This window comes from Pyruvatibacter sp. HU-CL02332 (assembly GCF_040362765.1).
Lineage (GTDB): Bacteria > Pseudomonadota > Alphaproteobacteria > CGMCC-115125 > CGMCC-115125 > Pyruvatibacter.
In genome coordinates this window covers 1143669-1160265 of sequence record NZ_BAABWK010000002.1, presented here as the reverse complement: position 1 = coordinate 1160265, position 16597 = coordinate 1143669, and the positions used below count along the sequence as shown (strand labels likewise).

Below are 16597 nucleotides of genomic sequence, written 5' to 3'. Positions count from 1 at the left end.
TTCTGTCATATTCGGGTGGTGCACTCTCCTCACCTGCCGCCCCTGATGTGTCTCCCAACCGGAACTTCAACCATGCGCACCGGCTCACGCCCTCTCATTGCGACCGCCCTTCTTGTCACGCTGCCGCTTCTCGTTGCCTGCGGCGAAGAACAGACCGCCTCCCCTGCGGACGCGGGATCCAGCGAAGCCGCGCAAGCGGTGACACCCGCAACCGCAACGCCACCGGCAGCCGCGGAACCCGAGGCTGAGGCAGCTGCACAGCCAGCCGAACCACGCATTGTCGAGGCAACCGGTCAGCCGATCCCCGAAACTTTCATGCTGTCCAACGGCATGCAGGTGGTGGTGATTGAAGACCGCCGCGCCCCGGTGGTAACCCACATGGTCTGGTACAAGGTCGGCTCTGCAGACGAGCCCCGCGGCAAGTCCGGCATTGCGCACTATCTTGAGCACTTGATGTTCAAAGGCACCGAAAACGTGCCGACAGGTGAGTTCTCTGCAACCGTTGCCCGCAATGGCGGCCAGGAAAACGCCTTCACGTCTTACGATTACACCGGGTATTTCCAGCGCGTGGCGCGGGACCGACTGCCGCTGGTCATGGAGCTGGAAGCCGACCGCATGACCGGTCTGGTGCTGACGGAAGAGCTCGTGCTGCCCGAACGCGACGTCATTCTGGAAGAGCGCTCGGCGCGTATCGAGAATGACCCGGGCTCAATCCTCTCCGAGCAGATGAATGCCATGCTGTATCTGGCGCATCCCTATGGCACACCGATCATCGGCTGGGAGCATGAGATGCGGGGCCTGACCTATCAGGACGCCCTGGACTTCTACCGCGATTGGTATGACCCGGCGAACGCGGTCCTGATTGTGGCAGGCGATGTTGATGCCGCCGAACTTCGTCCGCTGGCTGAGCAGTTTTACGGTGTGATCCCGTCCAATGGCGGACAGCCTGACCGGGTCCGCCCGCAGGACCCGCCCCAGCGCGCCGCCCGCCGTGTCGTCCTTGAAGACGCCCGTGTCGAGCAGCCCTATGTGCGCCGGTCCTATCTCGCTCCGTCCTACGCCAATGGCGAACCGGGCGAAGCAGAAGCGCTCGATGTACTGAGTGAAATCATTGGCGGCGGCGCCACCGCCCGCATCTACAAGTCACTGGTTGTGGATCAGAAGATCGCCCTTGGCGCGAGCGGCTGGTACATCGGCTCGTCGCTCGATAATGGCAGCATCGGCTTTTTTGCCGTGCCTGCACCTGGTGTGGCCATGGCAGACGCGGAAGCCGCCATTGACGCAGAAATCGACAAGCTGCTCGCTGACGGCGTGACCGCTGAAGAAGTGGAACGTGCCCAGCGGACGCTTGTGGCGGATGCCATTTTTGCGCAGGACAGCCAGCAAAGCATGGCGCGCTCCTATGGCGTGGCCCTGATGACCGGCCTGACCGTGGAACATGCGGCCACATGGCCGGACCGGGTGCTCGCCGTGACCCCTGAACAGGTGACCCAGGCCGCCCGCAAATATCTGCGCAAGGAGCGGTCCGTGACCGGCGTTCTCACCCGTCCGCAAACAGTCGCCGACAACACTGTCGAGCCTTCTACCGAGCCAGATACCAAGACAGTGGAAACGGAGGACAAGTCATGATCCGCAAGATTCTCATCACGACGTCCTTCCTGCTTGCAGCATTTGTTGTTCCCGCACAGGCCTTTGAAATTGAGCCGGTCAAAAGTGACAGCGGCATCGAAACGTGGCTGGTATCAGAAGACGCCGTGCCCGTTGTGGCACTTGAGGTCCTGTTTCATGCAGGCTCCCACCTTGATCCCGACGGCAAATCCGGTCTCGCGGATATGACCGCCAGCCTGATGACCGAAGGGGCAGGGGACCTGGACAGCCAGGCCTTTGCCGCGCGCCTTCGCGACCTCAATGTGTCCGTATCCGTCTCCGCAGGCCGTGACACCGTCAAGGTCCAGATGCGCACCCTGTCGCAGAACATTGATGAAGCCTTCGACCTGGTGCGCCTCGCGCTGACCCAGCCGCGCTTTGACGAAGGCGATGTTGCCCGTGTCCGCGCCCAGTCTCTGGCAAGCCTCGCACAGGACCTTGAAAGCCCGGACACTGTCGCCTACCGCGCCTTCTTCAAGGATGTGTTTGGCGATCATCCCTATGCCCTGCCACCGGCCGGCACACCTGAAAGCCTCGCATCCATCACGGCAGATGACATGCGCGCTTACGCGGCCATGGCATTTGCCCGCGACAACATTTCGGTTGCTGTTGTCGGTGACATTACAGCCGCAGAACTCGCCCCCCTGATCGACAGCACGTTCGGCAGCCTGCCCGAAACAACTGACCGCAAGGACCCCGGCGATATCGCGCCGCTCACGCCCGGCGTAACGGTCATCGAGCGCAACAACCCCCAGTCGGTTGTTGTGTTCGGCATGGACGGCATGAAGCGTGACGACGAGGATTTCATTCCCGCCTTCGTGATGAACTACATGCTGGGCGGCGGCAGTTTTGTCAGCCGCATGTTCAAGGAAGTGCGCGAGGAACGCGGGCTGGTTTATTCAGTCTATACGTCGCTCTACCCGCTCTCCCACGGGGGCCTGACCCTTGGCTATTTCGCCACCAGCAATGCCACGGCGGGTGAAGCGCTCGAGGTCGCCACAGCGCAGATAGTTGATGTGGCTGAGAACGGCATCACGGCGGAAGAACTCGATGCCGCCAAGACCTATCTGACCGGCTCCTATGCCCTGCGGTTTGATTCAAGCCGCGCCATTGCGGGTCAGCTTGCAGCCATTCAGTTTGAGGGGCTTGGGCTGGACTATGTGGACACCCGCAACTCGCTGGTGAATGCGGTCACCCTTGAGGATATCTCGCGGGCCGCCAAGCGCCTGCTGAAGGCGGACGCCATGCGTGTGGTTGCCGTCGGGGCACCTGAGGGGATCACAGCGTCCGCAGATGCAGGACAAGAAGCCGTTTCAGCCGAGGAAGCCGCTGCAAACTAGCAGCTGCCTGCAGGAAGGCCGATTGGCAGCAATTAACTGGCTTTAAGGGGGGCGTTGCCCTTTGCTACGGTAGCGGGCGCCTGTTTTGGCGAGTCGCTGTACCGGAGTAGCCTAGCGCCATGCCTTCTGCCCCTACGCCCTCATTGCCCTTTATCCACGACGTCTCCGGCATCATTGGTGCGGGCGGGCTGACGCAGGCGCAATACGACGCGCATCTTGCCGCAACGGGCCCCGCCCTGGAGTCGCTCCGCCGTCAGCATGCGGACAGCACGCTGCCCTTGCTGCATCTGCCAAAGCGCCGCGACGATATCGTGGAAATGGAGCGCATCGCGGCACACCTGAAAAAGGACGCCACCGATATCGTGGTGCTGGGGATTGGCGGCTCGAGCCTTGGCGCCAAGGCGGTGGCGCAGCTCGCCTATGACGCGACGCCCGCCCAAAGCCAAACTGAGCCACGCGTCCACTTCTTTGAGAACCTCGATCCCCATACCTTTGAGCGCGCATTGCAGTCCCTTGACCTGCGCACGACGCGGTTTCTGGTCGTGTCCAAGTCCGGCGGCACCGCTGAACCCTTGATGCAGGCCTATGCGGCCAAGGCCGCACTGGAAGCCGCAGGTGGTGGCGATTATCTCGCCCAGCATTTTGCCGCGATCACGGAACCTTCCGACAACCCCGTTCGCCGCTTTGCAACGGGCATCGGCGCGCCGGTGATTGACCATGATCCGCGCGTCGGTGGACGATTCTCCATTCTCACCAATGTGGGCCTCGTGCCCGCCATGCTCATGGGGCTGGACGTCGTGGCCGTGCGCGAAGGCGCGGATCGCGTATTGGCGCCGGTCATAGCAGGCGCTGACCCTCAAGATGTCGCCCCAGCGGCAGGTGCCGTCATGCAGGTAGGGCTGGCGCAGGAGGCAGGCGCCGCCGCCAGCGTGATCATGGCCTATTCGGATCGCCTGGAGCGGTTTGGCCAGTGGTATCGCCAGCTATGGGCGGAGAGCCTGGGCAAGGACGGACGCGGCACGGTGCCCGCGACAGGCATCGGCCCCGTGGACCAGCACAGCCAGCTTCAACTTTATCTCGCAGGCCCTGCGGACAAGGCCTACACCATCATGTCTGTGGGGTCCGCAGGCGCAGGCCCGCGCGTTGCGACAGATGACCCGGCGCTGGACTATCTCAATGGCAAGACCATGGGTGACCTCATGGACGCGGAGTACCGCGCCACGGTGGCCACGCTCAAAGCCAACAAGCGCCCCGTGCGCACCATCGATATTCCGGTGCTGGACGAGACAGCCATGGGCGCGCTGCTCATGCACTTCATGCTGGAAACAATCATCGCAGCCCATCTGATGGGTGTTGATCCGTTTGACCAGCCAGCCGTCGAAGAAGGCAAAATCCTCGCCCGCAAATATCTGGGAGAGATGTAGCTTCCATGGCCGATGCCGCATCCAGTGCTGCGCCGAACGCGAACCGCCCGCATATCCGCAGGCTGAGCGAAGGCACGGTCAACCGCATTGCGGCGGGTGAAGTTGTCGAGCGGCCGGCAAGTGCCGTGAAGGAGCTGGTGGAAAACGCCATTGATGCAGGTGCGTCCCGCATCGAAGTTGCCATTTCAGCCGGGGGCAAAACCCTCATCGCGGTTGATGACGATGGCTGCGGCATGACCGCAGATGATCTATCCCTGGCTGTGGAGCGCCACGCCACCTCAAAGCTGGCGGTCAACGACAAGGGCACCGAAGACCTCGTCCACATTCAAAGTCTTGGCTTTCGCGGCGAAGCCTTGCCCTCCATTGGTGCCGTGGCCCGGCTGGGCATCGTCTCGCGGCCTGCGGGCGAAGCAGGCCATGCGCTTAAGGTGGAAGGCGGCAAGGTCTCGGGCCCCAAGCCATCCTCGGCGGCTCCCGGCACCCGCATTGAAGTGCGTGATCTCTTCTATGCCACGCCCGCCCGCCTCAAATTCCTGAAGTCGGATCGCGCAGAGGCACAGGCGGTGGGCGATGTGATGCGTCGCATCGCCATGGCCAATCCCCGCGTCGGCTTTGCGCTCACCCATGAGGGGCGCACGTCCTTGCGCATGGATGCGGAGACTGATGCATCGGACGATGACGCGCAGCTATCGCGCCTGTCGCGCATTTTGGGGCGGGACTTCCAGGACAATGTGATGCCCGTCGAGATCGAGCGCGAGGGCGTGCGGATCGCAGGCTTTGCGGGCCTGCCCACGTTCAATCGCGGCAATGCCCAGGCGCAATATCTCTTCGTCAATGGAAGGCCCGTGCGCGACAAGCTGCTGATCGGTGCCGTGCGCGGGGCGTATGCGGATTTTCTGGCCCGTGACCGCCATCCGGTGCTGGCGCTGTTTGTGGAGATTGATCCCGCAGAAGTGGATGTCAATGTGCACCCCGCCAAGGCAGAGGTGCGCTTTCGCGATCCCGGCCTGATCCGCGCCCTCATCGTCAAAAGTCTGCGCATGGCGCTTGACGCCGCCGGCCATCGCGCATCGACGACGGTTGCAGGCGCGGCTCTGTCCTCGTTCCAGCCCGGTGCCCATATGGGGCAACAGCCGCCGCCCCAGCATCACCTCATGGAACTCGCCGCCCGCAGCTTTGCGCCGACGCAGGGAGCAGATGCGCCACCAGCCGTGCCGGGCATGGAGGAAACATCACCCCTTCAGCCGCAAGACCTTGCAGGCTTTGACCAGCCTGCCGCGCGGGTTGAGGAAACCTCCGCCGATGACCTGATGGACCGGCCATTGGGTGCGGCACGGGGCCAGCTGCATCTCACTTACATCGTGGCGGAAACCCACAATGGTCTGGTGTTGGTGGATCAACACGCCGCCCATGAGCGGCTGGTGCATGAGCGCATGAAAAAGGCACTGGCAGAGACCGGCATCAAGCGCCAGGCCCTGCTTGTGCCCGAAGTTGTGGAGCTGGGCGCGGACGAAGCCGCAGCGCTGGCAGATCGCTCTGACGAACTGGCCGAACTTGGGCTCGTGATCGAGCCTTTTGGTGACGGGACAATCATTGTCCGCGAGACCCCGGCTATGCTGGGCGATACGGACATTCAGGGTCTTGTGAAAGACCTGGCTGATGAGGTGGCTGATCTGGGTCAAGCCTTGTCGCTCAAGGAAAAGCTGGATGAAGTGTCCGGCACCATGGCCTGCCACGGCTCGGTCCGCGCAGGCCGCAGGCTGACCGCCGTTGAAATGAACGCCCTGCTGCGCGAGATGGAAGTGACGCCCCACTCAGGCCAGTGCAATCACGGCCGCCCGACCTATGTCACCCTCAGCCTGCCCGACATCGAAAAGCTGTTCGGGCGCCGTTAGGGCTTCACCTGCAGGATCAGAACCTGCGTATCGCCATATTCGCGACGATTGAGTTCTTCAAACCCATCCGGACACGGAACGTCGGCTGATGCTGCTTCTTCAAGCACGCACAGGGCGTTCTCATCAAGCCAGCCACCTGCGAGCGCAGAAGAGAGCGCCGTGCCGCCAAGGCCTTTGGCGTAGGGCGGGTCGCAGAACGCAAGCGAGAAGGGTGGGCCGGCTGAGCCTTCGCGGCCACCCAGCTTTGTGGCATCGCGGCGGTAAAGCTTGATGCGGCCTGTCTCTCCCAACGTCTCGGCATTTTCGCGGATCAGGCCACGGCTCTGCGGGTGGTCGTCCACGAACAGCGCAAAGGACGCGCCGCGTGACAGGGCTTCAAGACCCAGCGCTCCGGTGCCCGCAAACATGTCCAGCACGCGCGCACCGTCGAGTGACCAGCCATCAAAATCGCCATGGGCCAACACATTGAAGATCGCTTCGCGGGTGCGGTCCGAAGTGGGGCGCACGCGGGCATCCTTGGGGGCCTTCAGCGGGCGGCCCTTATGGGTTCCGCCGACGATTCGCATTTGGCTTTCCTGAGTTGCCTGGACGTGAAGGCCGCGAACTGGTTAGTTTTCTGCTGGATGGTTTTCCGCCAGATGGGCGCGGACCAGCCTTGCCCTTGGCAGCGCTGCCAGGTTTGCCGCCCGGCTTGCCTGCAGCGGCACTCCGGTTGCCCGGTTTGCCCGCATATGGCTTCGCCCCAGCGCGATCTGTCGGTCGGCTCGATGAACGGTCATTGGGCTTGCCGCGACTTTTGTGTTTGGCCTTGTCCCTCGTTTTGTCCTTGGGCTTGTCTTTTGGCTTCGCCTTGGCCCATCCGCCGGGCTTGGGCGCGCGCGGCGCGCGTTTGACGCTGCCGTCTTCGGCCATCTCGGTTTTGGGGCCCCGGCCCATCTGGTCCTTGAGAACGCGCTCGGGCACTTCCTGCACCACAGCAGGAGGCAGGTCCGCCAGCTCAAACGGGCCATAGGACAGACGGATCAACCGGCTGACTTCAATGTCTACTGCCGCCAGCACACGGCGGATCTCACGGTTCTTGCCTTCGCGCAGACCAATTGTGAGCCATTGGTTGGCACCGCCGGAGGATTGCTCGTCGCGGGTGACGTTGATCTCGCCATATTTGATGCCTTCGACTTCAATGCCGGATCGCAGCTTTGAAATGATGCCATCATGGACCTTGCCGCGCACCCGCACGCGGTAGCGCCGCAGCCAGCCGGTCGCAGGCAGTTCAAGCTGCCGTGCCAGTTCGCCGTCATTGGTCAGCAGCAGCAGGCCTTCTGATGCAATGTCCAGACGGCCAACGGAAATGACCCGCGGTAGGTCCGAGGGAAGTTTCTCAAAAACCGTCGGGCGGCCTTCCGGGTCCTTGGCGGTTGTCACCAGACCCTGCGGCTTGTGATAGCGCCACACGCGCGTTGCCTCGGGCTTTTGCACTTCTGCGCCATTCACCCGAATGACATTGCCGCTGGCGACCTTGAAGGCGGGGGTGGTGAGGCGGATGCCATCCACCTCCACGCGGCCTTCCTCGATCAGCTTTTCAGCATCGCGGCGCGAACACACGCCCGCGCGGGCCAGATATTTGGCAATCCGCTCGCCGCCGGTCGGGAATTCAAGATGGTTTTTGGAAGAATTGTCACTCATGGGGACGGTCTGTAGCAGATGCGCGACAGACCTGCGAGCGGCTTGACCCGGCAGGGCTGCAAAAGGCACGGTCCCGCCATGACACGCCCCATGCAGATTGCTCTGGAAGAAGCCAATGCCGCCGCCGCCCGTGGCGAAGTGCCTGTGGGCGCCGTCGTGGTCTCGCCGTCAGGAGAGGTGCTGGCGCGGGCGGGCAACCGCACCCTAGAGGACAAGGACCCGACCGCGCATGCGGAAATGCTGGCCATTCGACAGGCCTGCGCTGCCCTGGGGACCGAACGGCTGATCGACTGCGATCTCTATGTCACCCTGGAGCCGTGCCCCATGTGCGCCGGCGCTATCTCCTTTGCGCGTATCCGGCGGCTGTATTTTGGGGCAGATGACCCCAAGAGCGGCGGTGTTGAACATGGGGCGCGGGTGTTTTCCCGGTCCACCTGCCACCATGCGCCGGAAGTCTATGGCGACATCGAAAGTGGCCCGTCGCGGGCGCTTTTGCAGGCCTTTTTTGCCGCCCGCCGGGACTAGGCCGACCGCCCCAAAACGTTGGGTCTTCTTGACCTATCGCAAGACCGCTGCAAACACCGTGATGGGAGGTGACGGCGCCAGCGCAAGCCGTTAGAGTCGCCCGCGAAACTACCTATTTCGTCAAAAACACGAGAAAAACGAGGGAACTCGCATGAATTTCGAACATACAGACAAGGTCAAGGAGCTGATCGCGCGCCTTGAGGCCTTTATGGATGAGCACATCTATCCAAACGAAGACACATACAATGCGCAGATGCAGGCCTTCCGCGACGCAGGGAACCCTTGGCAGGTGCCGCAGATCCTCGAAGATCTGAAACCAAAGGCCCGCGAAGCCGGCCTGTGGAACCTGTTCCTGCCGCATTCCGATCTTGGTGGCGGCACCAACAACCTCGAATACGCACCTCTGTGCGAAATCATGGGCCGCGTCGGCTGGGCATCTGAAGTTTTCAACTGCTCCGCACCTGACACCGGCAACATGGAAGTGTTCGAGCGCTATGCCTCAGAAGAGCTGAAGGAAAAATACCTCAAGCCGCTTCTTGCTGGTGAAATCCGTTCCGCCTTCCTGATGACAGAGCCTGCAGTTGCGTCCTCTGATGCCACCAATATTGAAACCAGCATCGTGCGCGATGGTGACGAGTACGTCATCAATGGCCGCAAGTGGTGGTCTTCAGGGCTAGGCGACCCACGCTGCGTCGTTGCCATCGTCATGGGCAAGACCGATCCAGGCGCTGACAGCTACCGTCAGCAGTCACAGATCATCGTTCCCATGGACGCACCGGGCATTGAAATCGTCCGTATGCTGCCAGTGTTCGGCTTTGACGATGCACCGCACGGCCACGCGGAAGTCATCCTCAAGGATGTGCGGGTTCCTGCAGGCAATCTGATCCTCGGCGAAGGCCGTGGCTTCGAAATTGCTCAGGGTCGCCTTGGACCGGGACGTATTCACCACTGCATGCGCACCATCGGTGTAGCGGAACGCTGCCTCGAAAAGATGGTGAAGCGTCTGCTCACCCGCGAAGCTTTCGGCAAGACCATTGCTGAACACTCCGTCTGGGAACAGCGCGTGGCTGAAGCCCGCACCAACATCGAAATGACCCGTCTGCTGACCCTCAAGGCAGCTGACATGATGGACAAGGTGGGCAACAAGGTTGCCCGTGCCGAGATCGCCATGATCAAGGTTGCCGGTCCACGCATTGCGCTGCAGGTCATTGATGATGCGATCCAGGCCCATGGTGGCGGTGGCGTGACATCAGACTTCGGTCTCGCCAAAGCCTATTCCGGCATCCGGACCCTGCGTCTCGCAGACGGTCCCGACGAAGTGCACAACCGCACGATCGCCCGGCTTGAATACAAGCGGCACATGGAAGAGCTGCGCGCTGCTGCCGAATAGCAGTGTCGTGATCGGTCGATCGACAGCTTGTTAAAAGGGCGGCCCGGCACCATATGGTGACCGGGCCGCTTTTTAATGGCAGTCTCAAACCTGAAAGACCATTCGAAGCCTCGATTGGCGACTTGGCCGCCCGAGGCATAAAAATCAGCAGTTTCCCGGGAAATTCGCGTCATAAGCGCCGGGTCCCCAAAGCGCCCATTGCTGCAAGGCAATGCGCCGAAGGAAGAAGCCAATGAAGCTCTACAACAACGATCTGTCACCCTTTTCCGCCCGCTGCCGGCTCATGTTTTATGCCAAAGGCATTGATGTAGAGATGGTGGACCCGTTCTCCGATCTGGAGCCGGACGCCTTCAAGGCTCTGACCCCTTTGGCAAAGGTACCTGCTCTTCAACTGGATGACGGGTGGGTGCTTCCTGAATCAGAAACCATCTGCGAGTACATCGAGCAGATATATCCAGATCCTTCCTTGTTGCCGACCGACCCCAAAGAGCGCGCGAAAGTCCGTCTCATAGGCCGTATCGGCGATCTTTACATGCTCGCGCCACTGACGACGTTGTTCGGCAACATCGACCCCAGCGTGCGCGACCATGACAAGGTCGTTGCAGCCTTCACGGAACTCAAGACCGCTCTTGGCTGGCTGGACAATTATCTGGATGGGTCGGGTCACGCGGTGGGCGGCCAGTTGTCACTTGCTGATTGTGCGCTGGTACCGATCCTGTTCTTTGTGCGTCGAATTCCAGAGATGTTCGGCAAATCATTCTGCCTTCTCGATGCGCACGAGAAGACGACAAAGTACTGGCGGGGCATCTTTGATGAGCCTGCGGTTAACAAGGTCTATGAGGAAATGGACGCGGCTCTCAAGGGCATGCGGTAGGCCACCTGCGGGAAACCAATCTAGGCCGACTGTGCCTGTGTCGCATCGCCGGTCGCAGCATCCGCATCCGGAAGTGCAATCGTCACAGTCGTGCCGCGGCCCGGCGTGCTTTGTATGTCAAAGACGCCGTCCTGCATGTCCACCAGCGCCCGGACAAGTGGTAGGCCAAGGCCAGTGCCCTGACTTGCCAGCTCAGCGTGCCGCACGACCTGTTCAAATGGATTGAGAACCCGTTCAAGGTCCTGCTTCTCGATGCCGACGCCGGTATCCGCCACGCTGATGGCAATGCGCCCATGGGCAGCGTGAACTGCTGACACGGTGATGCGTCCACCGCCTGGCGTAAACTTCACAGCATTTGACAGCACGTTGAGCAGGATCTGGGTCAGGGCGCGTTCGTCAGCATGAATCTGACATCCCTCGACGCCATCCAGCTGAAGCAGAAGCTCAAGCTCTCCCTCCCCAACGCGCGTCTGCACCATGCGGGCAGCTTTTTCGAGCGCGGGGACGATTGCGACTGACTCAAACGAAAGATCGTACTTGCCTGCTTCGATCTTCGACATGTCGAGAATATCGCTGATCAGGGATAGTAGGTGCGCACCGCTTTCGTGGATCAGCTCGGCATATTCCCCGTACTGAGCATTCTCCATCGGTCCAAATATTTCCTGGGTCATCATTTCAGAGAACCCGAGAATGGCATTGAGGGGCGTGCGAAGTTCGTGACTCATGTTTGCCAGGAACCGGGACTTTGTAAGGCTGGCCTGCTCGGCGCGCTCACGGGCAGCCATCAGTTCCTGTTCGCGCGTCTTTTGCTCCGAGATATCACGCGTGCAGGTGACCATGCCCTGATAGTCGCCCTTTTCCCCGTAAATCGGGGTGACCGCGGACTCAAGCCAAAGATACCGTCCGTCCTTCGCCATCATGCGATAGGAAACCCGCCGTGTTTGCAGGTCCCCAAACATCTTGATCATTTCGCGGGCGACCTGCTTGCGGTCCTTTGGGTGCATGTATTCTTCCCAGGAATGCTCCTTGCTTTCACTGGGATGGTAACCAAGCAGCCGTTCGACTGACGGCGAGATGTAGATGAGATCGCCCTTGATATTGTAGCGCGAGATAATGTCGTTGGAATGCTCCGCAAGCAGACGGAATTCCTGCTCTGACTGGCGAATGGTGTTGTTGGCTTTTTCAAGCTCCGTTACATCCTGAGTGACCCCAACCAGGGCCATCGGTTTGCCCGCTGGGTTTCGCTCCACATGCCCTGTCACCATCAAACGGCGATAAGTGCCGTCCGCGTGCCGCATGGAGACAATGTCATTGAAAGATTCGCCGTTGACCATTGCCGCCATGGACTTCTGTGCGATGCCTTCACGTTCATCGTCGGCAATTCTGCCGGCGGCCCACTGCATGTCCGCATCATGTTCGTCACGCTTGAGGCCCAGGATCGAGAACATCCCATCGGACCAGTAGGGGCCAAGCGCCCCATTGTCCCAGCGCCAATGTCCAAAGCCGATGGCCTTTTCTGCGCGTATAATTTCTTCTTCGCGGTTTTTCTGTTTCGTGATGTCGCGGGACACCATGACGATCCCTTTGACGCGCGGGTCATCAACAAGGTTGATCGCGTGAGTCTGTATCCAGACCCATCCGCCGCGCCCATTGCTCATCCGATGGTCGGTGAGCTGTCGGCGTCCCCCATTGACCACCAGATCAACGAAGTCAGCAAACATGGCTTCGAAATCGTCGGGATGAAAATGTTCCGGCGTAAGCTTGTCTATAGAGCCATAGTCGAAGCCAAAGACGTCTGCTGCTTTTGGGCAGGCATAGATAAACACGCCGTCCGCATCGATCACAGAGATCATGTCGGCAGCGTTTTCAACTACGGCACGGAAAAATGAATCCGGCGCATCGGCACTATTGTACCGCAACGCACCGGGCGACAGTTTCCCGCTGGTCTCGTGGTCCTGAGACATTCCTCGACTTCGCAACTTTTGTTCTTGCTGCGGAAAGTCTGCACGCGGAGAGGTTAATATCCTGTAGTTACAGGGTTTTTGAGCCCCTCAAGCTCAAGGATGTCGCCAAAAACTGCGGAAAATGCGGTTGGAGGAAAACCGTCAGTTCCTGCCGCCCACGATGCGCCATGCAGCTTCCGCGAGCATTTTGGCTGCATTGCCATAAAGCGTCGCCCGTTCAGAGCTGGCATTGCCATCCAGCCCGCGCTTGTAAACGCCCTGGGCAATGGAGGCGAGACGGAAGATGGAAAAGCCCACATAGAAGGGCCAGTTCTCGATGTTTTCGCGTTCTGCTCGCTCGCAATAGCGTGCCACATACTCCATCTCGGCAGGGATGCCGGACGTTTCAAAATCAACCCGTGTCAATGTGCCCATTGTGGGGCTGTCGATGTGATAGAGCATCGAGTTGTAGCCAAGGTCGGCTAACGGGTGGCCGATGGTTGATAGCTCCCAGTCCAGCACAGCAATCATCCTGGGCTCGGTTGGATGGAACATGGTGTTCTCAAGCCGGTAGTCGCCATGGGCGATGGAGACAGAAGCTTCCGCCGGCACATTATCCGGCATCCATGCAATGAGCTTTTCCATTTCATCGATGGTTTCGGTTTCGGCGGCCCGGTACTGCTTGATCCAGCGCGATATCTGCCGGTCATAATAGTTGCCTGGTCGGCCAAACTCACCAAGGCCAACAGCTTCAAAATCCACCTTGTGCAGTTCCGCCAGAACGCGATTCATGTCGTCGTAGATGGCAGCGCGCTCATCCGGCGTCAGATCCGGCAGGGTCGGGTCGCGGAACACGCGGCCTTCAAGATGTTCCATGATGTAAAACGACGTGCCGACCACAGCATCGTCTTCGCACAGGGCATACATGTGCGGCACCGGCACCGGCGTATCCGCCAGCGCCTTCATGACGGTGTATTCGCGATCAACCGCATGTGCGCTTGCCAGCAATTGCCCGGGAGGCTTCTTGCGCATCACATATTTGCGGTTGGGTGTGACCAGCTGGAAAGTCGGGTTCGACTGGCCACCCTGGAACTGGCGGATTTCCAGCGGACCTTCATAGCCGTCCACATTGGCCTCACACCATTCTTCAAGTGCTTTTTGGTCAAAGCGATGGCGGTCGAGGACATCGATTGTTTCCGGGTTGGTTTCCGGGGTGGCTTCGGGCATGGGACTTCCAGACTGTATGCAAATTCAGGTTCGCCGGTGTCCTAGCATGGGGGCTCGGGCCGCGCGACACCCCCTGACCGCATACTCGACAGGACAGATCGGGAATGCTGCAATCCCAAGATGTATCAGACGACAGAATCACCAGAGCTTCCTGATATTTCCGAAGCCGCTGAGGGTGCCCAGACACTGCTCGCGCCCCTGTGGCAGTGGATCGTCACCGACGTTGCGACCATTCCCGTCGCCATCCAGCTTGGCATTCTGGCGGCCATCGTCCTTGTGTCGATTGCCCTGGGCCGGCGCCTGTCACCGCAGGTTGAACGACTGGCCGCAAAGACTGACGGGCGCGCCTGGCTGAGCGGCCGTCTGAACCGGCTGGCGACGCTGACCGCACCGCTGGCGGCCAATCTGATGACGTGGCTTGCCACGCTTGCCATGCGCGCGGCAGACCAGCCGGCTGAATTGTTGTCCAGTGCCACAAATCTGTTGCTGGCGTGGTTGCTCATTCGTCTCATCACGGCGATGACCCGCCAGACCGGTCTCACCCAGCTCGTCGGTGCCGTCATCTGGTTCGTTGCCGCCCTTGCGATCCTTGGATGGCTGGAGCCGTTTGTGGCGGCGCTGGATGCGGCGGCCTTCACGGCCGGTGAGATGCGGATTTCGCTGCTCACTATCATCAACGGTGTCATCCTTGTGGGGGCATTGGTGTGGGTCGCAATCTTTGCGTCGGCCCTGCTCGAAAGCCAGCTGAGGCGGGTGGATGGGGTGACGCCCGCAGCAGGAGTGCTGGTCGGCAAAGTGCTGCGCATCGGCTTCCTGACCGTTGCCGTGCTCGTCGGCCTCACATCCCTGGGTATCGACTTTACGGCTGTCGCAGTCTTCTCCGGGGCCATTGGTGTGGGCATCGGCTTTGGCCTGCAGAAGGTTGTCTCCAACCTCATAAGCGGCATCATCTTGTTGCTCGACCGGTCCATCAAACCCGGCGACGTGATCGAGATTGGCGAGGCCTATGGCTGGATATCCAAGCTGGGCGCGCGCTACGCCGCCGTCGTGACCCGAGACGGCAAGGAATATCTCATTCCCAACGAAGACCTGATCACCCAGCAAGTTGTGAACTGGTCGTTCTCCAACCGCGCCGTGCGGATCAAGATCGCGGTAGGCGTCAGCTATCAGTCCGATGTGCGCAAGGCGCTGGAGCTGATGATGCAGTCCGCTGAAGAGCACAAACGTGTGCTGTCGTCGCCACCCCCGGCCACGCGGCTGGTGGGCTTTGGCGACAACTCGGTCGATCTTGAATTGCGTATCTGGGTAAATGATCCCGAAGCTGGCGTGGTGAATGTCTCCAGCGACATTCGCCTGCATATCTGGGATCTGTTTCACGAGAATGATATCGAGTTCCCGTTCCCGCAGCGCGACCTGCACATTACCTCAGCCGATGGTCTCAAGGAGACCATGGCCGAAGTTATGCAGAATAGGCGGGACTAAACAGCGCCCGCCTTTTGAGCGTAGAACCAGCCTTCATCCGCCAGCGGACGAACATTGGCCGCCATGGTCTTTGCGTGGTCGCTGGCTGCCGTTCCGTCGCGCACCCGACCGGCAATGCCCTGCAGAATGCCCGCAAGACGCATGAAGTTATACGCATAGTAGAAATCAAGATTGTCGATGCCTTGGCGGCCGGTCCGGTCGCAATAGGCTTTGACGTAATCCTCAAAGCTGGGGATGCCCAGAGCCGCAAGGTCATGATCCTTAAGAGACCCCGTACCGCCGCCTGTACCGGCGCCAGGCATTTTCCACTGCATGGTGTGATAGGTGAAATCACCCAGCGGGTGACCCAGCGTGCTGAGTTCCCAGTCGAGCACTGCAAGCACGCGCGGCTCGGTGGGATGCAGCACCATGTTGTCCAGGCGATAGTCACCATGAACGATGGAGTTTGAGTCTTCGTCGGGAATGTTGTTCGGCAACCATTCCATGAGCTTGTTCATGGACTCGATGGTTTCCGTCTCACTGGCCACATACTGCTTGGACCAGCGCGAAATCTGACGCGCAAAATAGTTACCCGGCTTGCCGAAGTCACCAAGGCCGACTTTCTCGTAGTCCACCATGTGCAGCTTGGCGATGGTGTCGTTCATCGCGTCATAAATCTGGCCGCGGCTCTCTTTTGTTTCCTTGGGCAGCAACGCTTCCCAAAGAATGCGGCCTTCGACCATTTCCATGACGTAAAACATCGTGCCGATGACATCGTCGTCTTCGCACAGGGCGTAGGCCTTGGGCACAGGAACATTGGTATCACCCAGTGCGGAGATCACTTTGAACTCGCGATCAACAGCATGCGCAGACGGCAGCAGCTTGCCTGGCGGCTTGCGACGCAGAACATATTTCTTCTTCGGTGTGACCAGCTGATAGGTCGGGTTGGACTGCCCGCCCTTGAACTCACGGACTTCAAGCGGGCCTTCAAAGCCCTCAACCGTATCGTTCAGGTACTCAAACAGTTTGGTCTCATCAAACCGGTGATTGTCCGCCACACCTTTGGTGCCGGAGAACATCTCCTGGCGGTCATCCGATTCTGCTGCATCACTCATCGGGACATTCCCTATTCAGTTTCTTGGTTTGCTTGATTCTTGGGTGTCGTATGTCTCAAATTCGTAGGGGCAT

At 60.3% G+C, this 16597-nt stretch carries 13 protein-coding genes; 8 read left to right on the top strand and 5 right to left on the bottom strand.

The window, feature by feature from the left end; translation table 11 throughout:
- Positions 1–72 precede the first annotated feature (72 nt).
- From ABXH05_RS16110 to mutL, 4 genes are all read left to right on the top strand, one after another.
- On the top strand, positions 73–1629 hold the full coding sequence (locus tag ABXH05_RS16110) for a M16 family metallopeptidase (protein WP_353562296.1): 1557 nt from the start codon (positions 73–75) through the stop codon (positions 1627–1629).
- The gene (locus ABXH05_RS16105; protein ID WP_353562294.1) at positions 1626–2987 is read left to right on the top strand and encodes a M16 family metallopeptidase; all 1362 of its coding nucleotides are present in this window, start codon (positions 1626–1628) and stop codon (positions 2985–2987) included. The genes ABXH05_RS16110 and ABXH05_RS16105 overlap by 4 nt, the downstream gene beginning before the upstream one ends.
- Positions 2988–3106: 119 nt before the next feature.
- The gene (locus tag ABXH05_RS16100) at positions 3107–4411 is read left to right on the top strand and encodes a phosphoglucose isomerase-related protein (RefSeq protein WP_353562292.1); all 1305 of its coding nucleotides are present in this window, start codon (positions 3107–3109) and stop codon (positions 4409–4411) included.
- 5 nt (positions 4412–4416) lie between these two features.
- On the top strand, positions 4417–6306 hold the full coding sequence (mutL, locus tag ABXH05_RS16095) for a DNA mismatch repair endonuclease MutL (protein ID WP_353562291.1): 1890 nt from the start codon (positions 4417–4419) through the stop codon (positions 6304–6306).
- On the opposite strand, the gene rsmD is transcribed toward mutL, so the two are convergent.
- Both rsmD and ABXH05_RS16085 read right to left on the bottom strand, forming a co-directional pair.
- A complete protein-coding gene (gene rsmD, locus ABXH05_RS16090) occupies positions 6303–6872 on the bottom strand; it encodes a 16S rRNA (guanine(966)-N(2))-methyltransferase RsmD (protein WP_353562289.1) in 570 nt (189 codons plus the stop codon). The genes mutL and rsmD overlap by 4 nt on opposite strands.
- Entirely contained in the window at positions 6847–7989 is a 1143-nt protein-coding gene (locus ABXH05_RS16085; protein WP_353562287.1) for a pseudouridine synthase, read from the bottom strand. Before ABXH05_RS16085 ends, rsmD begins: the two co-directional genes overlap by 26 nt.
- A gap of 78 nt (positions 7990–8067) precedes the next feature.
- On the opposite strand from ABXH05_RS16085, the gene ABXH05_RS16080 reads away from it, so the two are divergent.
- From ABXH05_RS16080 to ABXH05_RS16070, 3 genes are all read left to right on the top strand, one after another.
- Positions 8068–8514, top strand: coding sequence for a nucleoside deaminase (locus ABXH05_RS16080; protein ID WP_353562285.1), 447 nt, complete (start codon positions 8068–8070; stop codon positions 8512–8514).
- A 151-nt stretch (positions 8515–8665) separates the two neighbouring features.
- Positions 8666–9904: an acyl-CoA dehydrogenase family protein gene (locus ABXH05_RS16075; RefSeq protein WP_043948451.1), complete on the top strand. Its 1239-nt coding sequence runs from the start codon at positions 8666–8668 to the stop codon at positions 9902–9904.
- A 232-nt stretch (positions 9905–10136) separates the two neighbouring features.
- Positions 10137–10778 (top strand): glutathione S-transferase family protein, encoded by a 642-nt coding sequence (locus tag ABXH05_RS16070; protein WP_353562283.1) that lies wholly within the window; start codon positions 10137–10139, stop codon positions 10776–10778.
- A gap of 20 nt (positions 10779–10798) precedes the next feature.
- On the opposite strand, the gene ABXH05_RS16065 is transcribed toward ABXH05_RS16070, so the two are convergent.
- Together ABXH05_RS16065 and ABXH05_RS16060 are read right to left on the bottom strand one after the other, a co-directional pair.
- Positions 10799–12742 carry a PAS domain-containing protein gene (locus tag ABXH05_RS16065; RefSeq protein WP_353562282.1) on the bottom strand — a complete coding sequence of 648 codons (1944 nt, stop codon included), beginning with the start codon at positions 12740–12742 and terminating at the stop codon, positions 10799–10801.
- Positions 12743–12883: 141 nt separating this feature from the next.
- Complete coding sequence (locus tag ABXH05_RS16060; protein WP_353562280.1) at positions 12884–13948, bottom strand: phosphotransferase; 1065 nt, start codon at positions 13946–13948, stop codon at positions 12884–12886.
- A 120-nt stretch (positions 13949–14068) separates the two neighbouring features.
- Between ABXH05_RS16060 and ABXH05_RS16055 the strand changes: the two genes are divergently transcribed.
- Complete coding sequence (locus tag ABXH05_RS16055; RefSeq protein WP_353562278.1) at positions 14069–15430, top strand: mechanosensitive ion channel family protein; 1362 nt, start codon at positions 14069–14071, stop codon at positions 15428–15430.
- On the opposite strand, the gene ABXH05_RS16050 is transcribed toward ABXH05_RS16055, so the two are convergent.
- Positions 15427–16524: a phosphotransferase family protein gene (locus ABXH05_RS16050; RefSeq protein WP_353562276.1), complete on the bottom strand. Its 1098-nt coding sequence runs from the start codon at positions 16522–16524 to the stop codon at positions 15427–15429. The two genes, ABXH05_RS16055 and ABXH05_RS16050, sit on opposite strands and share 4 nt — an antisense overlap.
- Between the last annotated feature and the right edge of the window lie 73 nt (positions 16525–16597).

Coding starts and splice junctions, on each gene's coding strand:
- ABXH05_RS16105 (WP_353562294.1), top strand. CDS start 1,626: ATGATCCGCAAGATTCTCATCACGACGTCCTTCCTGCTTGCAGCATTT.
- ABXH05_RS16075 (WP_043948451.1), top strand. CDS start 8,666: ATGAATTTCGAACATACAGACAAGGTCAAGGAGCTGATCGCGCGCCTT.
- ABXH05_RS16110 (WP_353562296.1), top strand. CDS start 73: ATGCGCACCGGCTCACGCCCTCTCATTGCGACCGCCCTTCTTGTCACG.
- rsmD (WP_353562289.1), bottom strand. CDS start 6,872: ATGCGAATCGTCGGCGGAACCCATAAGGGCCGCCCGCTGAAGGCCCCC.
- ABXH05_RS16100 (WP_353562292.1), top strand. CDS start 3,107: ATGCCTTCTGCCCCTACGCCCTCATTGCCCTTTATCCACGACGTCTCC.
- ABXH05_RS16060 (WP_353562280.1), bottom strand. CDS start 13,948: ATGCCCGAAGCCACCCCGGAAACCAACCCGGAAACAATCGATGTCCTC.
- ABXH05_RS16065 (WP_353562282.1), bottom strand. CDS start 12,742: ATGTCTCAGGACCACGAGACCAGCGGGAAACTGTCGCCCGGTGCGTTG.
- mutL (WP_353562291.1), top strand. CDS start 4,417: ATGGCCGATGCCGCATCCAGTGCTGCGCCGAACGCGAACCGCCCGCAT.
- ABXH05_RS16080 (WP_353562285.1), top strand. CDS start 8,068: ATGACACGCCCCATGCAGATTGCTCTGGAAGAAGCCAATGCCGCCGCC.
- ABXH05_RS16050 (WP_353562276.1), bottom strand. CDS start 16,524: ATGAGTGATGCAGCAGAATCGGATGACCGCCAGGAGATGTTCTCCGGC.
- ABXH05_RS16085 (WP_353562287.1), bottom strand. CDS start 7,989: ATGAGTGACAATTCTTCCAAAAACCATCTTGAATTCCCGACCGGCGGC.
- ABXH05_RS16070 (WP_353562283.1), top strand. CDS start 10,137: ATGAAGCTCTACAACAACGATCTGTCACCCTTTTCCGCCCGCTGCCGG.
- ABXH05_RS16055 (WP_353562278.1), top strand. CDS start 14,069: ATGTATCAGACGACAGAATCACCAGAGCTTCCTGATATTTCCGAAGCC.